General features: G+C 66.3%; 21 protein-coding genes and 1 pseudogene. 21 read left to right on the forward strand and 1 reads right to left on the reverse strand.

The annotated features are described in order from the left end of the window. Positions 1-53: 53 nt before the first annotated feature. The 10 genes and pseudogenes from alaS (at position 54) to nusB (ending at position 10,581) form a co-directional block, all read left to right on the forward strand. Positions 54-2,732 (forward strand): alanine--tRNA ligase, encoded by a 2,679-nt coding sequence (gene alaS, locus AC1D14_RS06010; protein WP_230118006.1) that lies wholly within the window; start codon positions 54-56, stop codon positions 2,730-2,732. A gap of 7 nt (positions 2,733-2,739) precedes the next feature. After that, positions 2,740-3,339: a Holliday junction resolvase RuvX gene (gene ruvX / locus AC1D14_RS06015; protein WP_230118005.1), complete on the forward strand. Its 600-nt coding sequence runs from the start codon at positions 2,740-2,742 to the stop codon at positions 3,337-3,339. Then, positions 3,336-5,096 (forward strand): endolytic transglycosylase MltG, encoded by a 1,761-nt coding sequence (mltG, locus tag AC1D14_RS06020; protein WP_230118004.1) that lies wholly within the window; start codon positions 3,336-3,338, stop codon positions 5,094-5,096. Before ruvX ends, mltG begins: the two co-directional genes overlap by 4 nt. Next, positions 5,093-5,953 (forward strand): shikimate dehydrogenase, encoded by an 861-nt coding sequence (locus AC1D14_RS06025; RefSeq protein ID WP_230118003.1) that lies wholly within the window; start codon positions 5,093-5,095, stop codon positions 5,951-5,953. Before mltG ends, AC1D14_RS06025 begins: the two co-directional genes overlap by 4 nt. 26 nt (positions 5,954-5,979) lie before the next feature. Continuing rightward, complete coding sequence (aroC, locus tag AC1D14_RS06030; protein ID WP_230118002.1) at positions 5,980-7,179, forward strand: chorismate synthase; 1,200 nt, start codon at positions 5,980-5,982, stop codon at positions 7,177-7,179. Between the two features lie 59 nt (positions 7,180-7,238). Continuing rightward, positions 7,239-7,733, forward strand: a pseudogene (locus AC1D14_RS06035) (shikimate kinase); the annotation flags it as partial. A gap of 110 nt (positions 7,734-7,843) precedes the next feature. Beyond that, positions 7,844-8,932: a 3-dehydroquinate synthase gene (aroB, locus tag AC1D14_RS06040; RefSeq protein ID WP_476875510.1), complete on the forward strand. Its 1,089-nt coding sequence runs from the start codon at positions 7,844-7,846 to the stop codon at positions 8,930-8,932. Next, entirely contained in the window at positions 8,932-9,450 is a 519-nt protein-coding gene (locus AC1D14_RS06045; RefSeq protein ID WP_230118000.1) for a tetratricopeptide repeat protein, read from the forward strand. Before aroB ends, AC1D14_RS06045 begins: the two co-directional genes overlap by 1 nt. 157 nt (positions 9,451-9,607) lie before the next feature. Then, positions 9,608-10,171 carry an elongation factor P gene (efp, locus tag AC1D14_RS06050; RefSeq protein ID WP_230117999.1) on the forward strand — a complete coding sequence of 188 codons (564 nt, stop codon included), beginning with the start codon at positions 9,608-9,610 and terminating at the stop codon, positions 10,169-10,171. After that, positions 10,171-10,581, forward strand: a complete 411-nt coding sequence (gene nusB, locus AC1D14_RS06055; RefSeq protein ID WP_056635239.1) for a transcription antitermination factor NusB — start codon at positions 10,171-10,173, stop codon at positions 10,579-10,581. The genes efp and nusB overlap by 1 nt, the downstream gene beginning before the upstream one ends. Before the next feature lie 96 nt (positions 10,582-10,677). On the opposite strand, the gene AC1D14_RS06060 is transcribed toward nusB, so the two are convergent. Beyond that, a complete protein-coding gene (locus AC1D14_RS06060; RefSeq protein WP_230117998.1) occupies positions 10,678-11,946 on the reverse strand; it encodes a PrsW family intramembrane metalloprotease in 1,269 nt (422 codons plus the stop codon). A 168-nt stretch (positions 11,947-12,114) separates the two neighbouring features. Between AC1D14_RS06060 and pyrR the strand changes: the two genes are divergently transcribed. The 11 genes from pyrR (at position 12,115) to coaBC (ending at position 23,719) form a co-directional block, all read left to right on the forward strand. Further along, on the forward strand, positions 12,115-12,699 hold the full coding sequence (gene pyrR / locus AC1D14_RS06065; protein ID WP_230117997.1) for a bifunctional pyr operon transcriptional regulator/uracil phosphoribosyltransferase PyrR: 585 nt from the start codon (positions 12,115-12,117) through the stop codon (positions 12,697-12,699). Next, positions 12,696-13,691, forward strand: coding sequence for an aspartate carbamoyltransferase catalytic subunit (locus AC1D14_RS06070; RefSeq protein ID WP_476875509.1), 996 nt, complete (start codon positions 12,696-12,698; stop codon positions 13,689-13,691). The genes pyrR and AC1D14_RS06070 overlap by 4 nt, the downstream gene beginning before the upstream one ends. Next, the gene (locus AC1D14_RS06075; RefSeq protein WP_230119687.1) at positions 13,691-15,094 is read left to right on the forward strand and encodes a dihydroorotase; all 1,404 of its coding nucleotides are present in this window, start codon (positions 13,691-13,693) and stop codon (positions 15,092-15,094) included. Before AC1D14_RS06070 ends, AC1D14_RS06075 begins: the two co-directional genes overlap by 1 nt. After that, positions 15,094-15,615 (forward strand): PH-like domain-containing protein, encoded by a 522-nt coding sequence (locus AC1D14_RS06080; RefSeq protein ID WP_230119686.1) that lies wholly within the window; start codon positions 15,094-15,096, stop codon positions 15,613-15,615. Before AC1D14_RS06075 ends, AC1D14_RS06080 begins: the two co-directional genes overlap by 1 nt. Continuing rightward, positions 15,596-16,915, forward strand: coding sequence for a glutamine-hydrolyzing carbamoyl-phosphate synthase small subunit (gene carA / locus AC1D14_RS06085; RefSeq protein ID WP_230119685.1), 1,320 nt, complete (start codon positions 15,596-15,598; stop codon positions 16,913-16,915). Before AC1D14_RS06080 ends, carA begins: the two co-directional genes overlap by 20 nt. Then, a complete protein-coding gene (carB, locus tag AC1D14_RS06090; protein ID WP_230119684.1) occupies positions 16,915-20,229 on the forward strand; it encodes a carbamoyl-phosphate synthase large subunit in 3,315 nt (1,104 codons plus the stop codon). The genes carA and carB overlap by 1 nt, the downstream gene beginning before the upstream one ends. Continuing rightward, on the forward strand, positions 20,222-21,088 hold the full coding sequence (gene pyrF / locus AC1D14_RS06095; RefSeq protein WP_230119683.1) for an orotidine-5'-phosphate decarboxylase: 867 nt from the start codon (positions 20,222-20,224) through the stop codon (positions 21,086-21,088). Before carB ends, pyrF begins: the two co-directional genes overlap by 8 nt. A 92-nt stretch (positions 21,089-21,180) precedes the next feature. Then, on the forward strand, positions 21,181-21,498 hold the full coding sequence (gene mihF / locus AC1D14_RS06100; RefSeq protein ID WP_230119682.1) for an integration host factor, actinobacterial type: 318 nt from the start codon (positions 21,181-21,183) through the stop codon (positions 21,496-21,498). Positions 21,499-21,542: 44 nt separating this feature from the next. Continuing rightward, on the forward strand, positions 21,543-22,115 hold the full coding sequence (gene gmk, locus AC1D14_RS06105; RefSeq protein ID WP_230119681.1) for a guanylate kinase: 573 nt from the start codon (positions 21,543-21,545) through the stop codon (positions 22,113-22,115). A gap of 39 nt (positions 22,116-22,154) precedes the next feature. Further along, entirely contained in the window at positions 22,155-22,415 is a 261-nt protein-coding gene (gene rpoZ, locus AC1D14_RS06110) for a DNA-directed RNA polymerase subunit omega (protein WP_090581074.1), read from the forward strand. A 41-nt stretch (positions 22,416-22,456) separates the two neighbouring features. After that, on the forward strand, positions 22,457-23,719 hold the full coding sequence (coaBC, locus tag AC1D14_RS06115; protein ID WP_230119680.1) for a bifunctional phosphopantothenoylcysteine decarboxylase/phosphopantothenate--cysteine ligase CoaBC: 1,263 nt from the start codon (positions 22,457-22,459) through the stop codon (positions 23,717-23,719). The last annotated feature ends 37 nt before the right edge of the window (positions 23,720-23,756 follow it).

Below are 23,756 nucleotides of genomic sequence, written 5' to 3' on the forward strand. Positions count from 1 at the left end.
TCAAACTGTCACGCGTCAGAACGCGTGAACCAAGAAGGGTATGTAATCAGCTCATGAAGTCGCAGGAGATCACAAAGCGCTGGGTGGACTTTTTTGTCAGCAAAGGCCACACCGCGGTTCCCTCCGCGTCGCTGGTCTCCAGCGACCCCTCCCTGCTGTTCACGGTTGCGGGCATGGTCCCGTTCATCCCTTACCTGACCGCCCGTGAAGAAGCACCCTACTCCCGCGCCACCAGCGTGCAGAAGTGCATCCGCACCGGCGACATCGAGGAAGTGGGCAAGACTGCCCGCCACGGCACGTTCTTTCAGATGTGCGGCAACTTCTCCTTCGGCGACTACTTCAAGGAAGACGCCATCAAGTTCGCCTGGGAACTGCTCACCACCAGCGTTGACGACGGCGGCTACGGACTTGCGCCGGAACTCCTGTGGGTCACCGTTTACGAAGAGGACGACGAAGCCAAGGACCTGTGGCTGAAGAACACCGGCATCCCGGCCAGCCGCATCCAGCGCATGGGCAAGGCTGACAACTACTGGCACACCGGCCAGCCCGGTCCTGCCGGTCCCTGCTCGGAGATCTACTACGACCGCGGCCCGGCCTACGGCGTGGACGGCGGGCCCATCGCCGACGAAAACCGCTACGTCGAGATCTGGAACCTCGTGTTCATGCAGTACCAGATCGACAACGTCCGCTCGAAGGACGACTTCGACATCGTGGGCGAACTGCCCAAGAAGAACATCGACACCGGCCTCGGCATGGAACGCCTCGCGATGATCCTGCAGGGCGTCGAGAACATGTACGAGACGGACCAGGTCCGTCCGGTCATCGACAAGGCCGCCGAACTCTCCGGCAAGGAGTACACCTCCGCCGAAACCGTCGAGGATCCCCACCACACTGATGACGTCCGGATGCGCGTTGTCGGCGACCACATCCGCTCGGCGCTCATGCTCATTGCCGACGGCGTGACGCCGTCCAACGAGGGCCGCGGCTACGTGCTGCGCCGCCTGATCCGCCGCGCCGTGCGCTCGATGCGCCTGCTCGGCGTCGAAAAAGCCTGCCTGCCGGACCTCCTGCCCGCCTCGCGTGACGCCATGAAGGGCGTCTACCCGATCGTGGCGACCGACTTCGACCGCATCAGCCGCATCGCGTACGCGGAAGAAAAAGCCTTCCTGCGGACCATCGCGTCGGGCACCGCCCGGCTCGAGGATGCCGTCAACGAGTCGAAGGCTGCCGGCCGTCCGCTGTCCGGCGCCGACGCGTTCGCGCTTCACGACACGTACGGGTTCCCGATCGACCTCACGCTTGAAATGGCGGAGGAAGCCGGCCTCAGGGTCGACGAGCCCGAGTTCCGCAAGCTCATGCTCGAACAGCGCAAGCGCGCCCAGGCGGACGCCAAGGGCAAGAAGGGGGCCCACGCGGACCTCAGCGCCTTCCAGGAACTGCTCTCCGAGGGCGAGACAGTCTTCACCGGCTACGCCGAACTCGACGGAGAATCGCGGGTCCGCGGGATCCTCAGCGCCGGCCGCAAGGTCTCGCAGGCTGCCACCGGCGACGAGATCGAACTGGTCCTCGCCGAGACGCCGTTCTACGCCGAAGCCGGCGGCCAGGCTGCGGACACGGGCCTGATCACCGGTGACGGATTCGTCGTCGAGGTCCTCGACGTCCAGCGGCCGGTGAAGGGCCTGAGCGTCCACAAGGCGATCGTGCGTGAGGGCGAAATCGCCTCCGACGCGCTGGTCAGGGCAGCGGTGGACCGCGAGCGGCGGCACGCCGCCGAGCAGGCACACACCGGCACCCACATCGTGCACGCCGCACTGCACCAGATCCTGGGCCCGGAAGCCACCCAGCGTGGTTCCTACAACAAGGCCGGGTACCTGCGCTTCGACTTCGCCTGGGGCGAAGGCCTCAGCACAGCCACCCGCTCCGAGATCGAGGAAGTGTCCAACCTGGCCATCCGGAACAACTTCCGGGTGGACACCAAGGTGATGCCCCTCGCTGAAGCAAAGGCCCTCGGCGCCATGGCGCTGTTCGGCGAGAATTACGGCAGCGAAGTCCGCGTCGTGGAGATCGACGGCGCGTGGTCCCGTGAGCTCTGCGGCGGAACCCACGTTTCAAACACGTCGCTAATCGGCAGCCTGTCGCTGCTCGGCGAACAGTCCGTGGGGTCAGGAAACCGCCGCGTGGAGGCCTTCGTGGGCATGGATGCCTTCCGGCACCTTGCCGCCGAACGCGCCCTCGTCACCGAGCTGACCGAAATGCTCAAGGTGCCCTCCGGCCAGCTTGCCGACCGGATTGCCACTACCCTGACCAAGCTCAAGACCGCGGAAAAAGAGCTCGAGCGGCTCCGCAAGGAGCAGCTCGCCGCCGCAGCCGCGCAGCTCGTCGGTACCGCCCGGGACGCCGCCGGCGTGCGCGTCATTGCGCACGACGCCGGGCAGATCGGCGGAGCTGACGACCTCCGGGGCCTGGCCCTCGACCTGCGGAACCGTCTCGGAGCAGCTGCTTCCACTGTGGCCGTGGCCGGCGTCAGCAACGACCGCCCGGTGATCCTCATTGCCACCAACGAGGCCGCACGCGAAACGGGCGTCAAGGCTGGTGCGCTGGTACGGCTCGCGGCCGGCATCCTGGGCGGCGGCGGAGGCGGCAAAGACGACGTTGCCCAGGGCGGGGGCACCGACGCATCCAAGGTCGGCGCCGCGCTGTCGGCCGTCGTAGACGCCGTAACCGGGCGCTAGCGAATCCGTGACCTCATCTGCAGCGTCCGGCGTCTACCCCCGGGGAATCAAACTGGGGGTAGACGTTGGCACCGTCCGAGTCGGCGTCGCCATCTGTGACAGTGATGCCATCCTGGCCACTCCGTTGAAAACCCTTGACCGCAACCCCAAAAAGAATTCGGACGTGCGCGTCATTGCCGGCCTTGCCGCGGAGCGGGAGGCGGTGCAGATTTTTGTGGGCCTGCCCAGGACCATGAAGGGTGAAGAACATGCTTCCGCCCGCATGGCCACAGAGTATGCCGAGCTGCTGGCAGAGGAGCTTATTCGCGCCGGACTGGACGTGCCCGTGCACCTCGTCGACGAACGCCTGAGCACCGTAACCGCACACCGCCACCTTCACGAAGCTGGCATGAGCAGCAAAAATCACCGTAAAGTGGTGGATCAGGTTGCTGCTGCGGGAATTCTGCAGCACGCCATCGACATGCAAAAAGCCAGGGGAACGGATGTGGGAAGCCGCGTACGCGCGCTTTCTCAGCCGGGGCTTTCCGGAGACGCCGCAGCGGTTAATGCTGTGCAGGCCGTCCCGGAGAAAGACACGCAATCTTCAGAAGATGGAAGGCTACAGTGAGCCCGGTCAATAGCGACGACTCCTCCGGCAGGAACCTCAGGGACGCCGGACGGCCGCTGACGCGCAAGGAAATCCGTGCCCGGGAGAAGTCCCTCACGGCGGATTCCGGGGACCTCGTGCCCGAACAGGCCTACGAGTCAGTGAACGATACGACGCCGGACGTTCCGGAGCGCGGTCAGGAGCGCCCTCAGGCCGCATCTCCCGCACCGGCTCCGGCCCCGTCCGCAGTTTCGGCCCAGGAGCGGGTTCAGCCTCCCGCGACTGCGCCGGAGGGTGTGGCCCCGGATCTGATGGCGCCGACTGTTGGGGTTCCCATGGTTCCGCCAGCTCCGCCCACCATCCGGCCGCCTGCGGGAGGAGCTGGCCCGGCTCCGGCCAGCCACGACGATGGCGGCGTCGCGGAAGCGGACGTCCACGCTGACGGCGTTGCGCACCATGCCGGTCCTGCAGGCGAGGATTACGCGGCGTCACACCACGACGCGCACCACCACACGCACGGCGACCACGACGCGCACCACGGCGTGCACGATGACCACGACCACGACGCGCACCACCACACGCACGGCGACCACGACGCGCACCACGAGACGTACGTGCACCACGAGACCTACGAGGACCACGAGCCGTATGAACACGAGGCCGTCGGGCACCAGCTTCTCGGCAGCCCCGAAAGCGTGACAGCAGTGCCGCGTGCGTCCAAGAAGGTCCGTCGCCGACGCCGCCTTGTGGCGCTTCTGCTGTCGCTCGCACTCTTCGTCACCGCCACGGTCGTCGGCGCCCAGTTCCTCAAGCCGCTGCTCGGCACGGACAAGCCCGCCGACTATCCGGGCCCGGGCACGGGCCAGGTCAAGGTCGCAGTCCTGGCCGGTGAAGGACCCGTCTCGGTCGCCGCCAAGCTGGAGGACGCGAAGGTGGTCGCCAACGCGGAAACGTTCGTATCTGAACTGGCCGCTGCGGGCGGCACCCTGGCTCCCGGCGAGTATGACTTCAAGCAGGAAATGAAGAATTCCGACGCCGTGGCCGTCCTGCTCAACGTGGGGCAGTCGAAGGTCATGTACTTCGCACTAAGCGCCGGGCTCAGGGTCAATGAATCGCTGGACGCCATTGCGGAGGGCTCAGGCCTTCCCGTGTCCCAGCTCAAGGCGCTCAGTGATTCGCCCAAGCAGTTCGGCCTCCCGGCCAAGGCGAAAAACCTGGAGGGGTTCCTGTTCCCGGGCGAGTACAGGTTCCCGGTCGGGAGCACTGCCAAAGACATCCTCCAAGCGCTGGTCAAGAGCACGCAAGACGAGTTGAAAGCGCAAGGCGTCACGGACCCGGCCAAGCAGTACGACACCGTCACGGTCGCGAGCATCGTGCAGGCGGAGGGCGGCCAGGCTGAGTACAAGGACGTGGCCGGTGCAATCTACAACAGGCTCAAGCCGACCAACACGGAAACCAACGGCCTGATCCAGTCCGACGCCACGGTTACCTACGGCCTGGGCAAGAAGACCTTCCAGCTCGATGAGTCCGAGAAGGCCGACAAATCCAACCCGTACAACACCTACGCCAACAAGGGCCTTCCGGTGGGTCCCATAGGCTCGCCGGGCAAGACTGCCATCGACGCAGCGGCCAAGCCGAAGGACAACGACTACCTGTACTGGGTGACCATCAACCTGGACACCAACGAGACGAAGTTCTCCAAGACCCTGGCGGAGCACAGCAAGTATGTTGACCAGTACAACGCCTGGTGTGCGGAGCATGCCGGCCGTTGCGTATGAGCCGTCGGGCGGCCGTCCTCGGGCATCCGATCGGCCATTCCAAATCGCCTGCTCTCCACCTGGCCGCATATGCGAAGCTAGGTGAGGAAATCGGCTACAGCGCCATCGACGTGACCGAGGATTCCCTGCCGGCATTCATGGCCTCTGTGGGTGCCGAAAAGGGTTGGCGTGGGCTTTCCGTCACCATGCCGCTCAAGAAGGCCATGGTCGGAGAGGTAGATGAAATCCGCGGCGTGGCACGCGTGCTCGGCGTCATTAACACCGTTGTGTTCGAAGGCGAAGGCCCCTCCGGCCGGCGGATCGGCTACAACACGGACGTGGCGGGGATCATCAACGCCCTCCGCAACGCCGGTGCGGCCGAAGCGCCTGCCGCCGTAGTTCTTGGCGGCGGCGGAACCGCAGCCGCCGCTGTGGCCGCCCTCCAGGAACTCGGCGCAAAGTCCGTTGATGTCTACGTCAGGGACACGGCGAGGGCGGCGGAAGCGAGGGCCGCGGCCAGCGGGCTGGCCCTGGACATCGCGGTGCGTCCCATGGCCGACGCCGTTGCCGCAATGGCGCGCGCCGACGTCGTAATTTCCACCCTGCCGCCACGGGCGGCGGACGGAATGGCTGCGGAGCTAGAGCAGCTCGGCCTGACAACGGGCGGCGTGCTGCTCGACGTCGCCTACGACCCCTGGCCCAGCCGCATCGCCGCCGCCTGGCAAAAAGGCGGGGGAGCGGTGGTGCCTGGACTGGAGATGCTGCTCTACCAGGCCGTTGAGCAGGTCCGCTATTTCACGGGCCGCGAGGATGCGTCCAGCGCCGAAGTCATAGATGTGATGTGTGACGCAGTCGGGGCACCCCGACGCGTGTTCTGACCGCCATACATGGCAGGATGGATTCTATGTTGCGTTGGTTGACTGCCGGTGAATCCCATGGTCCGGCCCTGGTCGGAATTATTGAAGGCGTCCCCGCAGGTGTTGAACTCACCAGCGGGCACATCGCCGATGCCTTGGCGCGACGCCGCCTCGGGTACGGACGCGGTGCCCGGATGAAGTTCGAGCAGGATGTGGTCACCATCCTTGGCGGCGTCCGTCACGGCATTACACAGGGGGGCCCCGTCGCTGTCCAGGTCGGCAACACTGAATGGCCCAAGTGGGAGCAGATCATGTCTGCCGATCCCGTGGACGCCGAGACACTCGCAGACCAGGCGCGCAATGCTCCGTTGACGCGGCCGCGTCCGGGCCATGCAGACTTCACCGGGATGCAGAAATACGGATTCGACGAGGCCCGGCCGGTGCTTGAGCGTGCCAGCGCCCGCGAGACGGCGACGCGCGTCGCCATGGGAACCGTTGCTGCGCAGTTCCTGAAGCAGCTGGGTATCGAACTCGTGAGCCACACTGTGTCCATCGCCAGCGTCACGGTGCCCGAGGGCAGGCCCCTGCCCCTTCCCGGAAACGTGATTGCGCTCGACGCCGATCCTCTCCGCTGCTTCGACCGCGAGACCTCCGACGCCATGGTCGCAGAGGTGGATGCCGCGCACAAGGAAGGCGAAACCCTCGGCGGAGTGGTGGAGGTGCTCGCCTACGGTCTTCCGCCGGGCCTCGGCAGCTACGTGCACTGGGACCGCAGGCTTGATTCGCGCCTAGCCGCTGCTCTCATGGGCATCCAAGCCATCAAGGGCGTGGAAGTGGGGGACGGATTCCTGACCGCTGCCCGCCGAGGATCGGCGGCCCACGACGAAATCGTCAAGGACGCCGACGGCCGGATCATCCGCACCAGCAACCGCGCCGGCGGCATTGAAGGCGGCATGAGCATCGGCGACGTCCTGCGCGTGCGGGCGGCCATGAAGCCGATCGCTACGGTGCCCCGCGCCCTGAAAACCATTGACGTCAGCACCGGCGAGGCCGCCAAGGCCCACCACCAGCGCTCGGACGTCTGTGCCGTCCCTGCCGCCGGCGTCGTGGCCGAGGCCATGGTTGCCCTGGTTTTGGCCGAAGCCGTCACCGAAAAGTTCGGCGGCGATTCCGTGGCCGAGACCGCCCGCAACATCAGGGGCTACCTCGAGAACATTCCGGCGTCGCTGGACTCGATCGGACGCTAGTGCCCGTCAGCAATACACCCTGTGCCGCGGGGGAGCGGCCAATTGTGCTCATTGGACCCATGGCGGTTGGCAAGTCGGCGATCGGGCAGCAGCTGGCACAGCAGCTTGGCGCCCCCTTTGTGGACACGGACGCCGTCATCGTTGAGAACCATGGTTCCATCGCTGACATCTTCGCGGGCCGCGGCGAGCGGGCGTTCCGGGAAATTGAGGCGCGGACGGTTGCCCGCGTGGTCGAGGAAGCGGCCGGCACAGCCACGGTGATTTCACTTGGCGGCGGCTCGGTGCTGGACTCCGGAACCCAGCAGCTGCTGGGGCGGTGCACGGTGGTCTACCTCGAATGCGACGCCGAGACCGTGGCCGCGAGGATCGCCAGAAACTCTGTCCGCCCACTTCTCGCCGGCGACGGAATCCACCGCTGGAAGGTGCTGTTTGCCACCAGGAAGCCCGTCTATGAGCGCCTTGCAAACATTGTCCTGGACGTCCGGCGCGGTTCAGTGCCTGAGCTGGGACGCCGGCTGGAAGCGGCCTTGCGTGCCTTCGCCGAAGGGGCCCAAACAGAAGATCCGGCTGCGGAAAACCCCGCCCCGGAGAACATAACCGCGGCGGACGCAGCCGCGACGACGGCGGCCGGCGACACCGCGGCCGCGAAACAGGAAGTTGAAAAGTGAGCGAATCAACGGTCATCAAGGTCACCGGCGAATCGGCCGGGGACAACTACGACGTCGTAGTCGGCCGCGGCCTGCTCGGCACCCTTCCGGAACTGCTCGGTGAGCGGGTACGGCGGGTCCTGGTCATCCACCCCCGGGCCCTGCGGCTCACGGGAGACACCGTCCGCGACGAGCTGGCGGCAGCGGGATTCACGGCCCTGACAGCTGAAATCCCCGATGCCGAGGAAGGCAAGCACATCCAGGTGGCCGCGTTCTGCTGGCAGGTGCTGGGACAGAACGACTTCACCCGCTCGGACGCCGTTGTATCGGTGGGCGGAGGGGCGGTTACCGACGTCGCAGGCTTCGTTGCCGCGACGTGGCTCCGGGGCGTCAAGGTCATCCACATGCCCACCAGCCTGCTGGGCATGGTTGACGCCTCCGTGGGCGGCAAGACCGGCATCAACACGGCCGAAGGAAAGAATCTTGTGGGTGCTTTCCACCCGCCGGCAGCCGTCCTTGCCGATCTGGACACCCTGAACACGCTGCCGAAGAACGAGATCATTTCCGGCATGGCGGAGGTCATCAAATGCGGCTTCATCGCTGATCCGGCCATCCTGGACCTCGTGGAGCAGCACCCCGAAGCCGTCACGGACCCACAGTCGGACACGCTGCGAGAACTCATTGAACGCGCCATCACCGTCAAGGCCCGTGTCGTGTCCGAGGACCTGAAGGAATCCGGGCTGCGCGAAATCCTGAACTACGGCCATACCCTGGGCCACGCCATCGAACTCGTGGAGCGGTATTCCTGGCGCCACGGCGCCGCGGTGTCGGTGGGCATGATGTTCGCCGCTGAGCTGTCCCGCAGCGTGGGAAGGCTGAGCGATGCCGACGCCGACCGGCACCGGACCATCCTCGAGTCCCTCGGGCTGCCCGTGACGTACCGCCGGGACCGCTGGCAGGGCCTGCTGGACGGCATGCGCCGCGACAAAAAGTCACGCGGCGACCTGCTCCGCTTCGTGGTGCTCGACGGCGTCGGAAAGCCCGGCATCCTCGACGTCCCGGACACGTCCCTGCTCTTTGCCGCCTACCAGGAGATTGCGTCCTGATGGGCGACATCAGCGGCGGAACCATTGAATGGCCGGACGGGGGCTTCCCTGGAATCAGGATCAACCCGGAATCCCTCATTCCGGAGATCACCAGCCCCGAGGCGTGCGCGGCAGCGCTTGAGGCGTCCACCGATCCCGCAGACCGTGTCTTCGTCCTGCTTGTGGAGGGCCATGCCGCCGACGCCGCCGAGCTGCTGGCCGAGGCGCGGTACAAGGACCCCGAATCGTTCCGGCTCCGGGCCTTCGAGGCTGAAGTATTACGCGTCTCGCACCGTCATGACCGGGCCGTTGAGCTGTTCAAACAGCTTCTGGCGGAAGTGCACGGAACGCCCAACGAGGCACTCGTGCACCAGTACCTCGGCAGGACCCACTTCGTCTCCGGCCATGTCGGGGCGGCCGTGGAGTCATTCGCCCGGGCACTGGACCTGCGGGTCGCGGAGTCGGCCGACGCGGCGCTCATCTATTCGTCGACTGTGGCGCTGCAGAGGGCGCGGGACGTCCTTGAACTGGCCTCCTGACGGACGCCCGAAGACCGGACCGAACGAGCCCGCCCGCAATTCCGCTAGAATGGTTCTTGGATTTTTGATAAATACACGCTGGCGGGCCGTTCGGCATGCCTGCTTGGCATAACCGGCTGGCAGCAAGAAGCAGTCACATAGAAACCAGAGGAAACCAGTGGCAACCACAAACGACATCAAGAACGGAACCGTCCTGAAGCTTGAGGGCCAGCTCTGGAACATCATCGAGTTCCAGCACGTCAAGCCGGGCAAGGGCGGGGCGTTCGTGCGCACCAAGATGCGGAACGTCATGTCCGGCAAGGTGGTCGACAAGACCTTCAACGCGGGCCTCAAGATCGAAACCGCCACGGTGGACCGCCGCGACTACCAGTACCTGTACCAGGACGGTGCGGACTTCGTCTTCATGGACACCCAGGACTACGACCAGATCACAGTCTCCGGCGCGACGGTGGGCGACGCCACCAACTTCATGCTGGAAAACCAGATGGTCAACATCGCCATCCACGAAGGCAACCCGCTCTACATCGAACTGCCGCCGAGCGTTGTCCTCGAAATCACCTACACCGAGCCGGGCCTGCAGGGCGACCGCTCCTCCGCCGGAACCAAGCCGGCCACCCTCGAAACCGGCTACGAGATCCAGGTGCCGCTGTTCGTCGAGAACAACACCAAGGTCAAGGTCGACACCCGTGACGGCAGCTACCTGGGCAGGGTCAGCGAGTAGTGAGCGCACGCGGTAAAGCCCGTAACAGGGCCCTTGATGTCCTCTTCGAGGCGGAACAGCGATCCGTCTCCGCCTTCGACGTGCTTCGCGCGCGGCGCGAGAGGACCGACCAGATCGTCAACCCCTACACGCTTGAAATCGTCGAAGGCGTGGTTTCGCTTCAGCCTGCCATCGATGAATTCCTCGAAACGTACTCGCAGGGCTGGACCCTGGAGCGCATGCCGTCCGTGGACCGCATCATCCTGCGGATCGGCACCTGGGAGCTGCTGTACAACGACGACGTCCCCGACGGCGTAGCCGTCAGCGAAGCGGTCGCACTGGCCAAAACGCTCTCAACGGACGAGTCGCCGTCGTTCATCAACGGCCTTCTCGGACGCCTCCAGCAGCTGAAGCCCTCGCTGCTGGCCTGACCCGACGCGCGGTCCGCAGACAGCAAGAGCCCCGGCCATTTGGCCGGGGCTTTTTTGCTCCCCGTCGCGGTGCGGTCTTATTGCCGGGCCGTTTTCTTACTGCCCGACGGCGGCGCGCAACGCGACCAGTTCGCGCAGCTGCTGCAGTTCGTCCTGCTGGTGGGCCAGGACATCCCTGCCGCTGAGGATCCGCTGGCGGGTGAAGGCGAGCCGTGTTGCGGCTTTAACGAAGTCCTTCATCTGGGGACCGCGGTTGTATGAGCCGGCCCAACGCACCGCCTGGCGCCTGCCTCCGGCGGTGGCCAGCATCCCCACTTCGGCCGGGGTGAACCAGCCTGCGGCGGAATACTCGAGCAGGCGCTGCCGGGTGAGGCGCGTCTCGGCGACCCGCAGCATCACGATGCACGCCACCGCCAGCAGGAAGATCGGGACCTGCACCAGCACATATTGGGCCAGGAAGTCCTGCCCCATGCTGTTCCAGCGGTTGTGCAGCACCATGGCCGGAATCAGGCCCACCACGAAGGCGGCTACGGAGACGCCAGGATGCCAGCGGCGGGCGGCGAAGCCCATGATCAGGCCGGTGGTGCCAGTAAAGATGGCGTGGGCGAAGGGCGACATGACGCCGCGAAGGAAGAAGATCTGGGCGAGGTCCGTCCCGGGCGTACTGGATTCGGCAATGGCCCGGCCGAAGTAGAGGATGTTCTCGGTGAAGGCGAAGCCCCCGGCGATGGTGAAGGCGAAAACCACGCCGTCCACGGGACCGTCGAAGTTCTTGCGTGCCAGCAGGAGCAGGAGCAGCAGGCCAAGGGATTTGGCGAATTCCTCCACAATCGGCGCCTGGACGGTGGTCATGAAGTCGCGGAAGGATGCTTCATCGGAGTACGGGGCCGCAAGCGCGAAGACCGGCTGGATCAGCAGTGTGACTGCGATGGACACGGCGGCGCCCCACGTAAACGCAAAAAGGAGCAGCCGCTTAGGTTCCGGTTCCCAGCGGTCGATGAGGTACACGGAAAACAGCACTGCGCCGAGCGGAATCAGTGAAGCGACGAACCCGGTCACGAAGCCGGTGACTCCCGTGTTGGCCAGCAGGAAAGGTACAACCAGGAAAAGGCTGACGAAGGCGAGGACCCCTCCGCCCAGGACCAGGGCGAGAACCCCTGACGACGGGCGGGCGGCGACGGTGGATGCCGCCTCCGGGATGACCTGGACCACTGACCCGCCGCTGTGCCCGGGCGCGGGCCTGTAGTTCTGCTGGTGCACGTGCCCCATCCAGCTGGGGTTGGTCTGCTCGTGGAACTGCCACTCCGGGTCGCCGGGGCGGGCACCTGACGGTCCGGGAGCAGGCTGCTGCGGGTTCATCGACATAGTCATGAGCCTAAATGGCGGCGCCCGCCTCGCCAAAGGCCCCTGCGCCGGATGTGACCGAAGACGCCCTCTGCCCGGGCAATGCTGGAACGCCCGTGTGGTAATTTTGGAAGGCAAATGTTCCTTTTTTAATTCCGTCCCGTGAGGCGGGGAAAGGGGAGACGAGCGTTGACTCCTGTCACACAGGCACCGGTACCGGCCAGGGTTGTACTCAACCAGGCGGACATTGACCGTGCACTCACTCGTATCGCCCATGAGATCCTCGAGGCCAACAAAGGTTCGCAGGACCTGGTGCTGCTGGGCATCCCGCGCCGCGGCTATCCGCTGGCAGTCCGGCTCGCCGAAAAGATCGCCGCCGCGGATCCGGCTGTGGACGCTTCCGCGATCGTCGGACAGCTCGACGTCACCATGTTCCGCGACGACCTCTCCCACCAGCCCACCAGGCCGCCGCACCATACGCAACTGCCGCGGACCGGCATCGACAACAAGGTCGTAGTCCTGATCGATGACGTTCTGTACTCGGGCCGCACCATCCGCGCCGCCCTGGACGCCCTGGTTGACCTGGGCCGGCCCCGCATTGTGCGCCTGGCCGTGCTGATCGACCGAGGGCACCGGGAGCTTCCCATCCGGGCTGACCACGTGGGAAAGAACCTGCCCACCTCCTCCGCCGAAAAAGTCCGGGTCCGCCTCGAGGAAACCGACGTCATTGACGGCCAGGCTGTCAATGAAGTGGTCATCGAGGCCGGCGCATGAAGCACCTGCTGTCCACCGAGGACCTGAGCCTCTCCAACGCCGTCCGCATCCTCGACACCGCCGAGGAGATGGCGGCCGTCGGCGACCGCGAGGTCAAGAAACTTCCTGCCCTGCGTGGCCGCACCGTGGTCAACCTCTTCTTCGAGGACTCCACGCGCACCCGCATTTCGTTTGAGGCAGCCGCCAAACGGCTTTCCGCGGACGTCATCAACTTCGCCGCCAAGGGATCGTCGGTGTCCAAGGGGGAGTCCCTCAAGGACACCGCCCAGACGCTGTCCGCGATGGGCGCTGACGCCGTCGTAATCCGCCACTGGGCCTCAGGCGCGCCGCACCGGCTCGCTGCAACCGACTGGATCGACGCTGCCGTCATCAACGCCGGTGACGGCACGCATGAACACCCCACGCAGGCGCTGCTGGACGCCTTCACCATGCGCCGGCACTGGGCAAAACTCGCCGGGCTGCCGTCCGCCGGCGCGGACCTCAAGGGCATGCGCGTGGCCATCGCAGGAGACGTCCTGCACTCCCGTGTCGCGCGCTCCAACGTCTGGCTGCTGCGCACGCTCGGCGCCGAGGTGACGCTCGTTGCCCCGCCCACCCTGCTGCCCATCGGCGTCGACAAGTGGCCGTGCAAGGTCAGCTACAACCTGGACGAAACGCTCGAAAAGGGCGTTGACGCCGTGATGATGCTCCGGGTCCAGGGCGAACGGATGAATGCGTCGTTCTTCCCCTCCACCCGCGAGTACTCGCGCCGCTGGGGCTTTGACGACAACCGGCTCCGCGCGCTGGACAGCCTGGGCCTCAAGGACACCATCATCATGCACCCCGGTCCCATGAACCGCGGGCTGGAAATTTCCGCCGCCGCCGCCGACTCGCCACGTTCCACCGTCCTCGCCCAGGTCCGGAACGGCGTGTCCATCCGCATGGCCGCCCTGTATCTGCTGCTCTCCGGGGACACCCGCGAACCAGCCGCCACCCTGAAAGAGAGCAAGTAATGGCTGAACAATCTGCCGACAACGGCGCCAACAGCAACGCCACCGCCGGAAGCAGCGAAACCTACCTCATCCGCGGAGCGGCCATCCTCGGAGCCGGAGCCGAGGACCTGCTCATCCGCGACGGCGTCATCACCGCGCGCGGCACGGACCTGTCGGAGACAGACACTGCCGACGGCGCCACCGTCATCGATGCCGACGGCCTCATCGCGCTGCCGGGCATGGTCGACGTCCACACTCACCTCCGCGAACCCGGCCGCGAAGACGCCGAAACCGTCGAGACCGGAACCCGGGCGGCGGCACTGGGCGGTTTCACCGCCGTACATGCCATGGCCAACAGCACCCCCGTTGCCGACACGGCCGGAGTGGTGGAGCAGGTCCACAGCCTGGGCCGCGCCGCCGGCTGGGTGGACGTCCGTCCGGTCGGCGCCGTCACAGTTGGCCTTGCCGGGGAGCAGCTGGCCGAACTCGGCGCCATGGCGGACTCCCGCGCCCAGGTCCGCATGTTCTCCGACGACGGCATCTGCGTCCATGATCCCGTCCTGATGCGCCGCGCCCTGGAATACGTCAAGGCGTTCGACGGCGTGGTGGCCCAGCACGCGCAGGAACCCCGCCTCACCGCCGGCGCCCAGATGAACGAAGGCGAAGTCTCCGCCGTCCTCGGGCTGACGGGCTGGCCGGCGGTCGCCGAGGAAAGCATCATCGCCCGAGACGTCCTGCTCGCCCAGCACGTGGGCTCCCGCCTCCACGTCTGCCACGTGTCCACCGCTGGGTCCGTGGAGATCATCCGCTGGGCCAAGGGCCGGGGCATCAACGTCACCGCCGAAGTGACCCCGCACCACCTCCTGCTCACCGACGAGCTGGTCCGCAGCTACGACCCCGTGTACAAGGTCAACCCGCCGCTGCGGACCGACGCCGACGTCCAGGCCCTGCGCGCCGCCCTCGCCGACGGGACCATCGACGTGGTGGGCACCGACCATGCTCCGCACCCGAGCGAACACAAGGAATGCGAGTGGGCGCAGGCGGCAATGGGCATGACCGGGCTGGAGACCGCCCTGTCCGTCGTCCAGCACGCCATGATCGAGACCGGCCTCATGACCTGGGCTGATTTCGCCAGGGCGACCTCCATTGCGCCGGCCGGGATCGGCCGCCTGGCGGACCAGGGCCGCCCCCTGGAGGAAGGCGAGCCCGCCAACATCATCCTGGTGGACCCGGCCGCGCGCTGGACCGTGGACCCGTCCGCCATGGCCACCATGGGACGCAACTCGCCGTTCCGCGGCATGGAGCTCCCGGGCAAGGTCGTGGCCACGTTCTTCAAGGGCCACCCCACCGTCCTGGACGGCAAGCTCAACACCCCCTACCGCTACCCGGCCGACGCCGCCACAGCGCCGGTGGGCGCGTACTGATGGACAATAAGACCCTGACGCTGGTCACCACGCTGCCGCTCATCGCCCTTGTGCTGGTCCTGATCGGCATCGGGTGGCGGAACCGTTTGCGGCGCCAGTCCGACGTCGAACAGCTGCCCCCCGTTCCGGCCGACCTGAGCATGCCGCTTGCAGCCGCGGACGGCCAGTACGTCGCGTCCACCACGGCCGGCGACTGGCTGGACCGGATCGCCGTGCACGGACTCGGCATCCGCACGAACGCGGAACTCACCGTCCACCCGGAGGGTGTGCTCTTTGAGCGGTCCGGAGCCGGGCCGCTGTTCATCCCCGCGGCCAGTCTGTCAGGCGTCCGCCAGGACAGCGGCATGGCCGGCAAGTTCGTCGAGAAAGACGGGCTGCTGGTGCTGAGCTGGACGCTCGGACAGCACGAACTGGACACCGGCTTCCGCACCCGGAGGGCCGCGGACAAACCGGCCCTCCTCCAAACACTTCAGGAATTGATCTCCGCAGGCCCTCAGGCAGATGCCCATAGTGGAAAGTAATACAGTGACGGACACCAACAAAGTGACAGCAAACGCAGGTACTGCGCCTCAAGCAGCAAGTTCCACCCCGGCCGCCCTGGTCCTCGAAGACGGCCGCATCTTCCGCGGCACGAGCTACGGCGCCCAGGGCACCGCCCTCGGCGAGGCGGTGTTTGCCACCGGCATGACCGGCTACCAGGAGACCATCACGGACCCGTCCTACGCCCGGCAGCTGGTGGTGCAGACGGCGCCGCACATCGGCAACACCGGTGTGAACAGCGAAGACGCCGAGTCGCGCCGGATCTGGGTGGCCGGCTACATCGTCCGCGACGCCGCGCGACGCCCGTCCAACTGGCGCTCTGAGCGCAGCCTGGACGATGAACTCGTGGAGCAGGGCATCGTCGGCATCCAGGGTGTGGACACCCGCGCCATCACCCGCCACCTGCGCGAACACAAGACCATGCGCGCCGGCATCTTCTCTGGCGGCGCAGCGCAGGCCACCGACAAGGAACTGGTCGACGCCGTGCTCGCCAGCGCGCCGATGGAAGGCGCCCGGCTGGCCGAAGAGGTCAGCATCGACGAGGCCTACGTCGTCGAGCCCAAGGACCACGGCTGGGACGGCGACCCCCGGTTCAGCATCGCGGCGATCGACCTCGGCATCAAAGCCATGACGCCGATCCGCTTCGCCGAGCGCGGCGTCCGCGTCCATGTCCTGCCCGCCACCGCCACCATGGAGGACGTCAAAGCCGTCAACCCGGACGGCTTCTTCATGTCCAACGGCCCGGGCGACCCCGCGACGGCAGACAACCAGGTGAAGCTGCTCCGCTCGGTGCTGGACGAGAAGCTGCCCTACTTCGGCATCTGCTTCGGCAACCAGATCCTGGGGCGGGCCCTTGGCTTCGGCACGTACAAACTCCGCTACGGCCACCGCGGCATCAACCAGCCGGTCATGGACCGCCGCACCGGAAAAGTGGAAATCACCTCGCAGAACCACGGCTTCGCCGTCGACGCGCCGCTCGACGGTCCCACCGCGGCGCCCGAAGAGCGCTACGGCCGGGTCGAGGTCAGCCACATCAGCCTGAACGACGACGTCGTGGAAGGGCTCGCGTGCCTCGACATCCCGGCGTTCTCGGTCCAGTACCACCCGGAGGCAGCAGCCGGCCCGCACGACGCCGCCTACCTGTTCGACCGCTTCATTGACCTGATGGAAGGCACACGGGACGGCAAGACCGCCGGACTCTCCGGTGAACCCGTGGACGCCGCGCACCCCGCCCAGGGACAGCACAACCCGATCGACAACAACACTGAGGACAAGAAGTAATGCCTAAGAGAACTGACCTTAAGAGCGTCCTGGTCATCGGTTCCGGCCCGATCGTCATCGGCCAGGCCGCCGAATTCGACTACTCCGGCACCCAGGCCCTTCGCGTCCTCAAGGAGGAGGGCCTGCGCGTCATCCTCGTCAACTCCAACCCGGCCACCATCATGACGGACCCCGAGTTCGCCGACGCCACGTACATTGAGCCGATCACCCCCGAGGTGGTCGAGAAGATCATCGCCAAGGAGCGGCCCGACGCCGTGCTGCCCACCCTGGGCGGCCAGACGGCCCTCAACACGGCCATTGCGCTCGACAAGAACGGCGTTCTCGAGAAGTACAACGTGGAACTGATCGGTGCGAACATCGCGGCGATCGAACTCGGCGAGGACCGCGAGAAGTTCAAGGGCGTGGTGGAGCGCTGCGGCGCCGAGTCCGCCCGCAGCCACATCATCCACTCCATGGACGAGGCACTGAAGGCAGCCGAAGACCTGGGCTACCCGATGGTGGTCCGCCCGTCCTTTACCATGGGCGGCTTGGGATCCGGCCTCGCCTACAACGAAGACGACCTGCGCCGGATCGTCGGCCAGGGCCTGCAGTACAGCCCTACCAGCGAGGTGCTGCTCGAGGAGAGCATCCTCGGCTGGAAGGAATACGAACTCGAAATGATGCGGGACAAGAACGACAACGTGGTTGTCGTCTGCTCCATCGAGAACTTCGATCCCGTAGGCGTCCACACCGGCGACTCCATCACCGTGGCCCCCGCACTGACCCTCACGGACCGTGAATACCAGCGGCTGCGCGACATCTCCATCGCCGTCATCCGCGAAGTGGGCGTAGACACCGGCGGCTGCAACATCCAGTTCGCCATCGAACCGGACACCGGCCGCGTGGTGGTCATCGAGATGAACCCGCGCGTGTCCCGCTCCTCGGCCCTGGCCTCCAAGGCCACCGGCTTCGCCATCGCCAAGATCGCCACCAAGCTGTCCCTCGGCTACACGCTGGATGAGATCCCCAACGACATCACGCAGAAGACGCCCGCGTCCTTCGAACCCACCCTGGACTACGTGGTGGTCAAGGTTCCGCGGTTCGCCTTCGAGAAGTTCCCGGCCGCCGACAACACGCTGACCACCACCATGAAATCCGTGGGCGAGGCCATGGCCATGGGCCGCAACTTCACCGAGGCCCTCCAGAAGGCGCTGCGGTCGCTGGAGCAGAAGGGCTCGCAGCTTGACTTCAGCTCCGTCCCGGAATGGGAAATCCCGGAGCTCATCGAAAAGGCCAAGCGCCCCACCACGGACCGCCTGCACCAGGTCCAGCGCGCCATGCTCGGCGGGGCCAGCGTCGAGGAACTCTACGAGGCCACCAAGATCGATCCCTGGTTCCTGGACCAGCTCCAGCTGCTGAACGAGATCTCCCGCGAGATCCGCCAGTCCGGTGCCCTGACCGTGGAGATGCTCCAGCGGGCCAAGCGCCACGGCTTCTCGGACGAGCAGATCGGCGCCCTCACGCACAACTCCGAAGCCGTGGTCCGCGGAGTCCGCCAGGCCCTGGGCATCCGCCCGGTCTACAAGACCGTGGACACCTGCGCCGCCGAGTTCGCCGCCTACACCCCGTACCACTATTCGTCCTACGACGAGGAGGACGAGGTTGCGCTGCACGCCAAGCCGTCCATCCTGATCCTCGGCTCCGGCCCCAACCGCATCGGCCAGGGCATCGAGTTCGACTACTCCTGCGTCCACGCCTCGATGGCGCTGCGCAAAGCCGGCTACGAGACCGTCATGGTCAACTGCAACCCGGAAACCGTCTCCACCGACTACGACGTCTCCACCCGCCTGTACTTCGAGCCGCTGACCCTGGAAGACGTCCTTGAGGTCATCGCCGCAGAGGAGCGCACCGGCGGCGTGATGGGCGTGTTCGTGCAGCTCGGCGGACAGACCCCGCTGAAGCTGGCCCAGCAGCTGGCGGACGCGGGCGTGCCCATCCTTGGCACTTCGCCGGAAGCGATCGACCTTGCCGAGCACCGCGGCGCCTTCGCCCGGGTACTGGACGAAGCCGGGCTCATTTCCCCGAAGAACGGCACGGCCGTGTCCTTCGAGGACGCCAAGAAGATCGCAGACGAAATCGGCTACCCCGTGCTGGTCCGTCCGTCGTACGTCCTGGGCGGCCGCGGCATGGAGATCGTCTATGACGAGCCCAACCTGTCCCGGTACATCGCCAACGCCACGGAGATCACCCCGGACCACCCGGTGCTGATCGACAGGTTCCTGGAAGACGCCGTTGAAATCGACGTCGACGCCTTGTTCGACGGCAAGGACATGTACCTTGGCGGCATCATGGAGCATATCGAGGAGGCCGGCATCCACTCCGGCGACTCAGCCTGCGTCCTGCCGCCGATTACCCTCGGCAACAACGTGCTGGAACGCGTCCGCACGGCCACCCGCGCCATCGCTGAAGGCGTCGGCGTCCGCGGCCTCATCAACATCCAGTTCGCGCTGGCGTCGGACGTCCTGTACGTGCTGGAAGCCAACCCGCGCGCCTCGCGGACCGTGCCGTTCGTGTCCAAGGCCACCGGCGTGCAGATGGCCAAGGCCGCAGCCCTCATCGGCACCGGCGTCACCATTAACCAGCTCCGCAGTGCCTACAAGATGCTGCCGGAAACCGGTGACGGCTCCACCCTGCCGCTGGACGCGCCCGTCTCGGTCAAGGAGGCAGTCCTGCCGTTCAGCCGCTTCCGCACCCCCGAAGGCAAGGTCGTGGACTCCCTGCTCGGCCCGGAAATGCGCTCCACTGGCGAAGTCATGGGCATCGACAAGCACTTCGACACCGCCTTCGCCAAAAGCCAGGCAGCCGCGAACAACGCGTTGCCCACGGAAGGCAAGATCTTCGTCTCCGTGGCCAACCGGGACAAGCGTTCGGTGATAATGGGCGTCAAGCGCCTGTCCGACCTCGGCTTCGAGATCGTCTCCACCGGCGGAACGGCCGACGTGCTGCGCCGCAACGGCATCCAGGCCACCCCGGTGCGCAAGGTTGCCGAGGGCAGCAGCGCCGAGGGCGAAGGCACCATCGCCGACCTCGTCATCGCCGGCGAAATCGACATGGTGTTCAACACCCCGTCCGGCGGCGAAGCCCGCAGCGACGGCTACGAACTCCGTGCCGCGGCCACGTCCATCGGCATCCCGTGCATCACCACGGTGGCCGAATTCAACGCGGCCGTCCAGGCCATCGAGGCGCTGCGCACCTACGAATGGTCCGTAACCAGCCTGCAGGAGCACGCCGCCGCCCTGGTGGCTTCACAGAACGCGGCAGCGCAGAATGCCTGAGCCAGAGGCAGCAGCCACGCCCGGCCGGGAGTCCTTCGGCTCCCGGCTGGGCCAGGCCATGGCCGACCGCGGGCCCCTGTGCGTCGGCATCGATCCGCACCCGGCGCTGTTGCAGGCCTGGGGACTGAACGACGACGCCGCGGGCCTGGAGCGCTTTTCACTGACAGTCCTGGAGGCCGTGGGTTCCCTCGCTGCCGCGGTGAAGCCGCAGGTGGCGCTCTACGAGCGACACGGCTCCGCCGGGATGGCCGCCCTGGAGCGGACGCTGGAGGCAGCGGCGGGGGCCGACGTGCTGAGCATCGCTGATGCCAAGCGCGGCGATATCGGCTCCACCATGGCCGCATACGCCGACGCCTGGCTTCGGGACGGCTCGTCCCTCGCCGCGGACTCCGTGACRTTGAGTCCGTACCTCGGGTTCGAGTCACTCCGCCCCGCCCTGGACCTCGCGGCGGAGTACGGCCGCGGCGTGTTTGTCCTGGCCCTGACCTCCAACCCGGAGGGGGCCTCGGTCCAGCACGTGGGCGGCAGCGACTCCGTCGCCCGCAGGATCGTGCAGGCAGCCGCCGCCGAAAATACGCGGTATGGGGCAACGCTTGGTTCCGTCGGCCTCGTAGTGGGCGCCACGGTGGGATCGGCCCTCACGGACCTCGGTCTTGACCTCGGAGCAGTCCGTGGACCCATTCTGGCCCCGGGCCTGGGTGCCCAGGGTGCCACGCCTGCAGATCTCCGGAAGACCTTCGGCACCGCCTATCCGCAGGTGTTGGGGACGTCCAGCCGGGACATCCTCAAGGCGGGTCCCGGTGTCCGGGATCTGGCTGATGCTGCCGCCCGCACGCTGGACGGTCTCCGCGCCGCATAGTCCATTGATTTCTGCAGCCGCCGAGGAGTAGGTTCAAGGACAAGTCCAACGGCCTCGGCCGTGGATCCATTGGCTACCCCCGGGGGATCACCGTGACCTTGCGACCCTTGTCAGCCCAGGAACGCGCTGATGCGCTGAAAAAAGCCGCCGCAGCGAGGGCCGCCCGGGCCGCTGCCAAGGAGAGGCTGAAAACCGGTGACCTGTCCATCGCAGAGGTGCTGGACTCGGGAGGCAGCGAGGAGGCCATTGCCCGGATGCGTGTCTCCGAGCTGCTCGAGGCCCTGCCCGGGATCGGAAAGGTCCGGGCAGCGGCGATCATGGAGGCCGTAGGCATCGCGGCTTCGAGGCGGGTGCGGGGACTGGGCGTGCACCAGCGCCGGGCGCTGGTAGATTTTATGAACGAGAAATAGATCCATCCGAACAGAGTCATCTGAAGACCGCCCAAAAGGAATACGTGAGCAAGAAACCCGGACTGACAGTCCTCGCAGGTCCTACGGCTGTTGGCAAAGGCACCGTGTCCACCTATATCCGCGACAACTACCCCGGGGTCTGGCTGTCCGTTTCAGCCACCACCCGCGCTCCGCGGCCCGGAGAGGTCGATGGGGTGCACTACTTCTTCAAGTCGAAGGAGGAGTTCGAGTCCCTGGTGGCCGCCGGCGAATTCCTGGAATGGGCAGTCGTGCATGGACAGAATACCTATGGCACGCTGAAGAGCACGGTAGACCAGGCAATCGCCGAAGGACGTTCAGTCCTGCTCGAAATCGACCTGCAGGGCGCACGCCAGGTCAAGGAAGCCGTTCCGGACGCACAGTTCGTCTTCCTGGCACCCCCCACGTGGGACGAAATGGTGCGCCGCCTGGTGGGCCGCGGCACCGAAAGCGCCGAGGAACAGCAGCGCAGGCTGGAAACCGCTAAACTAGAACTTGCCGCTGAGCCGGAGTTCGATCACACGGTCATCAATGATGACGTTCGACGGGCAGCGGACGAGCTTGTTTCACTCATGGGGCTGACCCCGAACCAGCGCTAGGCGCCGGATCGTGCCAGCCCGTTAGAATTTGGAGAATTCGTGTCCACGAACCTTGAAGGCATCATCAACCCGCCGATCGACGAGCTGCTGAAGGCTGCCGATTCCAAGTACGGTCTGGTGATCTTCGGTGCCAAGCGTGCACGTCAGATCAACGCTTACTACGCCCAGCTGCACGAGGGCCTGTTTGAGTACGTCGGCCCCCTCGTTGACACCAAGCTGAACGAGAAGTCGCTGTCCATCGCGCTGCGCGAGATCAACGAAGGCAAGCTGGTCTCCACACCGATCGAAGCTGCCGAGTAACTTCCGCAGAGTAAAACAGACTGCCTGTTGACGGAGGTCACGTGCGCATAGTCCTCGGAGTCGGGGGAGGGATTGCCGCCTACAAGGTGGCATCGCTCCTCCGGCTTTTTACTGAAGCCGGCCATGACGTCACCGTCATCCCCACCGAGTCGGCCACCCGTTTTGTCGGTGTGGCCACCTGGGAGGCGCTCTCCGGAAATCCGGTCAGCAACAGCGTCTTTGACGACGTCCATCTGGTGAACCATGTCAGGCTCGGCCATGAGGCGGACATGATCGTCGTAGCCCCGGCCACCGCCGACCTTCTGGCCCGCGCCGCAACCGGACAGGCCAACGACCTCCTCACCAACACGCTGCTGATGGCTGGCGGGCCCGTGCTCTTCGCCCCGGCCATGCACACGGAAATGTGGCAGCACGCCGCCACGCAGGCCAACGTGGAAACCCTGCGCAGCAGAGGCGTCACCGTCCTGGAGCCGGCCAGCGGCAGGCTGACAGGTTCCGACTCAGGCCCCGGCCGCCTGCCGGAACCGGAGGCAATCTTCGAAGCGGCCATGGCCTTGGCGCACGGACTGCACGAAGCCCCCCACGGCACTGGCGTGGCTGACGCTCCGCTCTTCCCCCTCGCCGGGCGGACAGTGACCATCAGCGCCGGCGGCACCCGTGAACCCCTGGACCCCGTGCGGTTCCTGGGCAACCGTTCCTCCGGAAAGCAGGGCGTCGCGCTGGCCGCTGCAGCCCGGGACGCCGGAGCCGCCGTGCGGCTGATAGCCGCCCACATGGAAGTGCCTGCTCCGGCGGGCGTGGAACTGGTGGAGGTCGAAACGGCCCTTCAACTCCGGGAAGCCGTGCTGTCGGCGGCGGTCGATTCCGACGTCGTCATCATGGCCGCGGCGGTAGCGGACTTCCGCCCCGCGGACATTTCCGGAACCAAAATCAAGAAACGGGACGATCAGGCAGACCCCGTCATCACACTGGTCCGGAACCCCGACATCCTCCACGAACTCGTCGCGGTCCGCGACGCCGGCGGAAGCAGCCAGCTCGTCGTGGGGTTCGCCGCCGAAACCGGGGATGCCCACGGCGACGTCCTCGAATACGCGGAGGCGAAGCTCAAGCGCAAGGGGTGCGACCTCCTGGTGGTCAACCATGTGGGTTCGGACAAGGTTTTCGGCCAGGACCACAACTCAGTAGTCATCCTGTCCCGGACCGGCTCCGAACCCCAGTCGGCGTCCGGCTCCAAGCAGGACGTCGCCGCCGTCGTCATTGACCGCGTCAGCGCCGAGCTGAGCAAGGTCTTCCCGCGAACCTGACAGGCGTAAGCAACGTCTCCTTAGCATGGGGACACAC

This window comes from Arthrobacter sp. P1_B11, assembly GCF_056406715.1.

Coding starts and splice junctions, on each gene's coding strand:
- alaS (WP_230118006.1), top strand. CDS start 54: ATGAAGTCGCAGGAGATCACAAAGCGCTGGGTGGACTTTTTTGTCAGC.
- AC1D14_RS06025 (WP_230118003.1), top strand. CDS start 5,093: ATGAGCCGTCGGGCGGCCGTCCTCGGGCATCCGATCGGCCATTCCAAA.
- aroC (WP_230118002.1), top strand. CDS start 5,980: ATGTTGCGTTGGTTGACTGCCGGTGAATCCCATGGTCCGGCCCTGGTC.
- AC1D14_RS06045 (WP_230118000.1), top strand. CDS start 8,932: ATGGGCGACATCAGCGGCGGAACCATTGAATGGCCGGACGGGGGCTTC.
- AC1D14_RS06060 (WP_230117998.1), bottom strand. CDS start 11,946: ATGTCGATGAACCCGCAGCAGCCTGCTCCCGGACCGTCAGGTGCCCGC.
- AC1D14_RS06070 (WP_476875509.1), top strand. CDS start 12,696: ATGAAGCACCTGCTGTCCACCGAGGACCTGAGCCTCTCCAACGCCGTC.
- AC1D14_RS06075 (WP_230119687.1), top strand. CDS start 13,691: ATGGCTGAACAATCTGCCGACAACGGCGCCAACAGCAACGCCACCGCC.
- AC1D14_RS06080 (WP_230119686.1), top strand. CDS start 15,094: ATGGACAATAAGACCCTGACGCTGGTCACCACGCTGCCGCTCATCGCC.
- carA (WP_230119685.1), top strand. CDS start 15,596: ATGCCCATAGTGGAAAGTAATACAGTGACGGACACCAACAAAGTGACA.
- carB (WP_230119684.1), top strand. CDS start 16,915: ATGCCTAAGAGAACTGACCTTAAGAGCGTCCTGGTCATCGGTTCCGGC.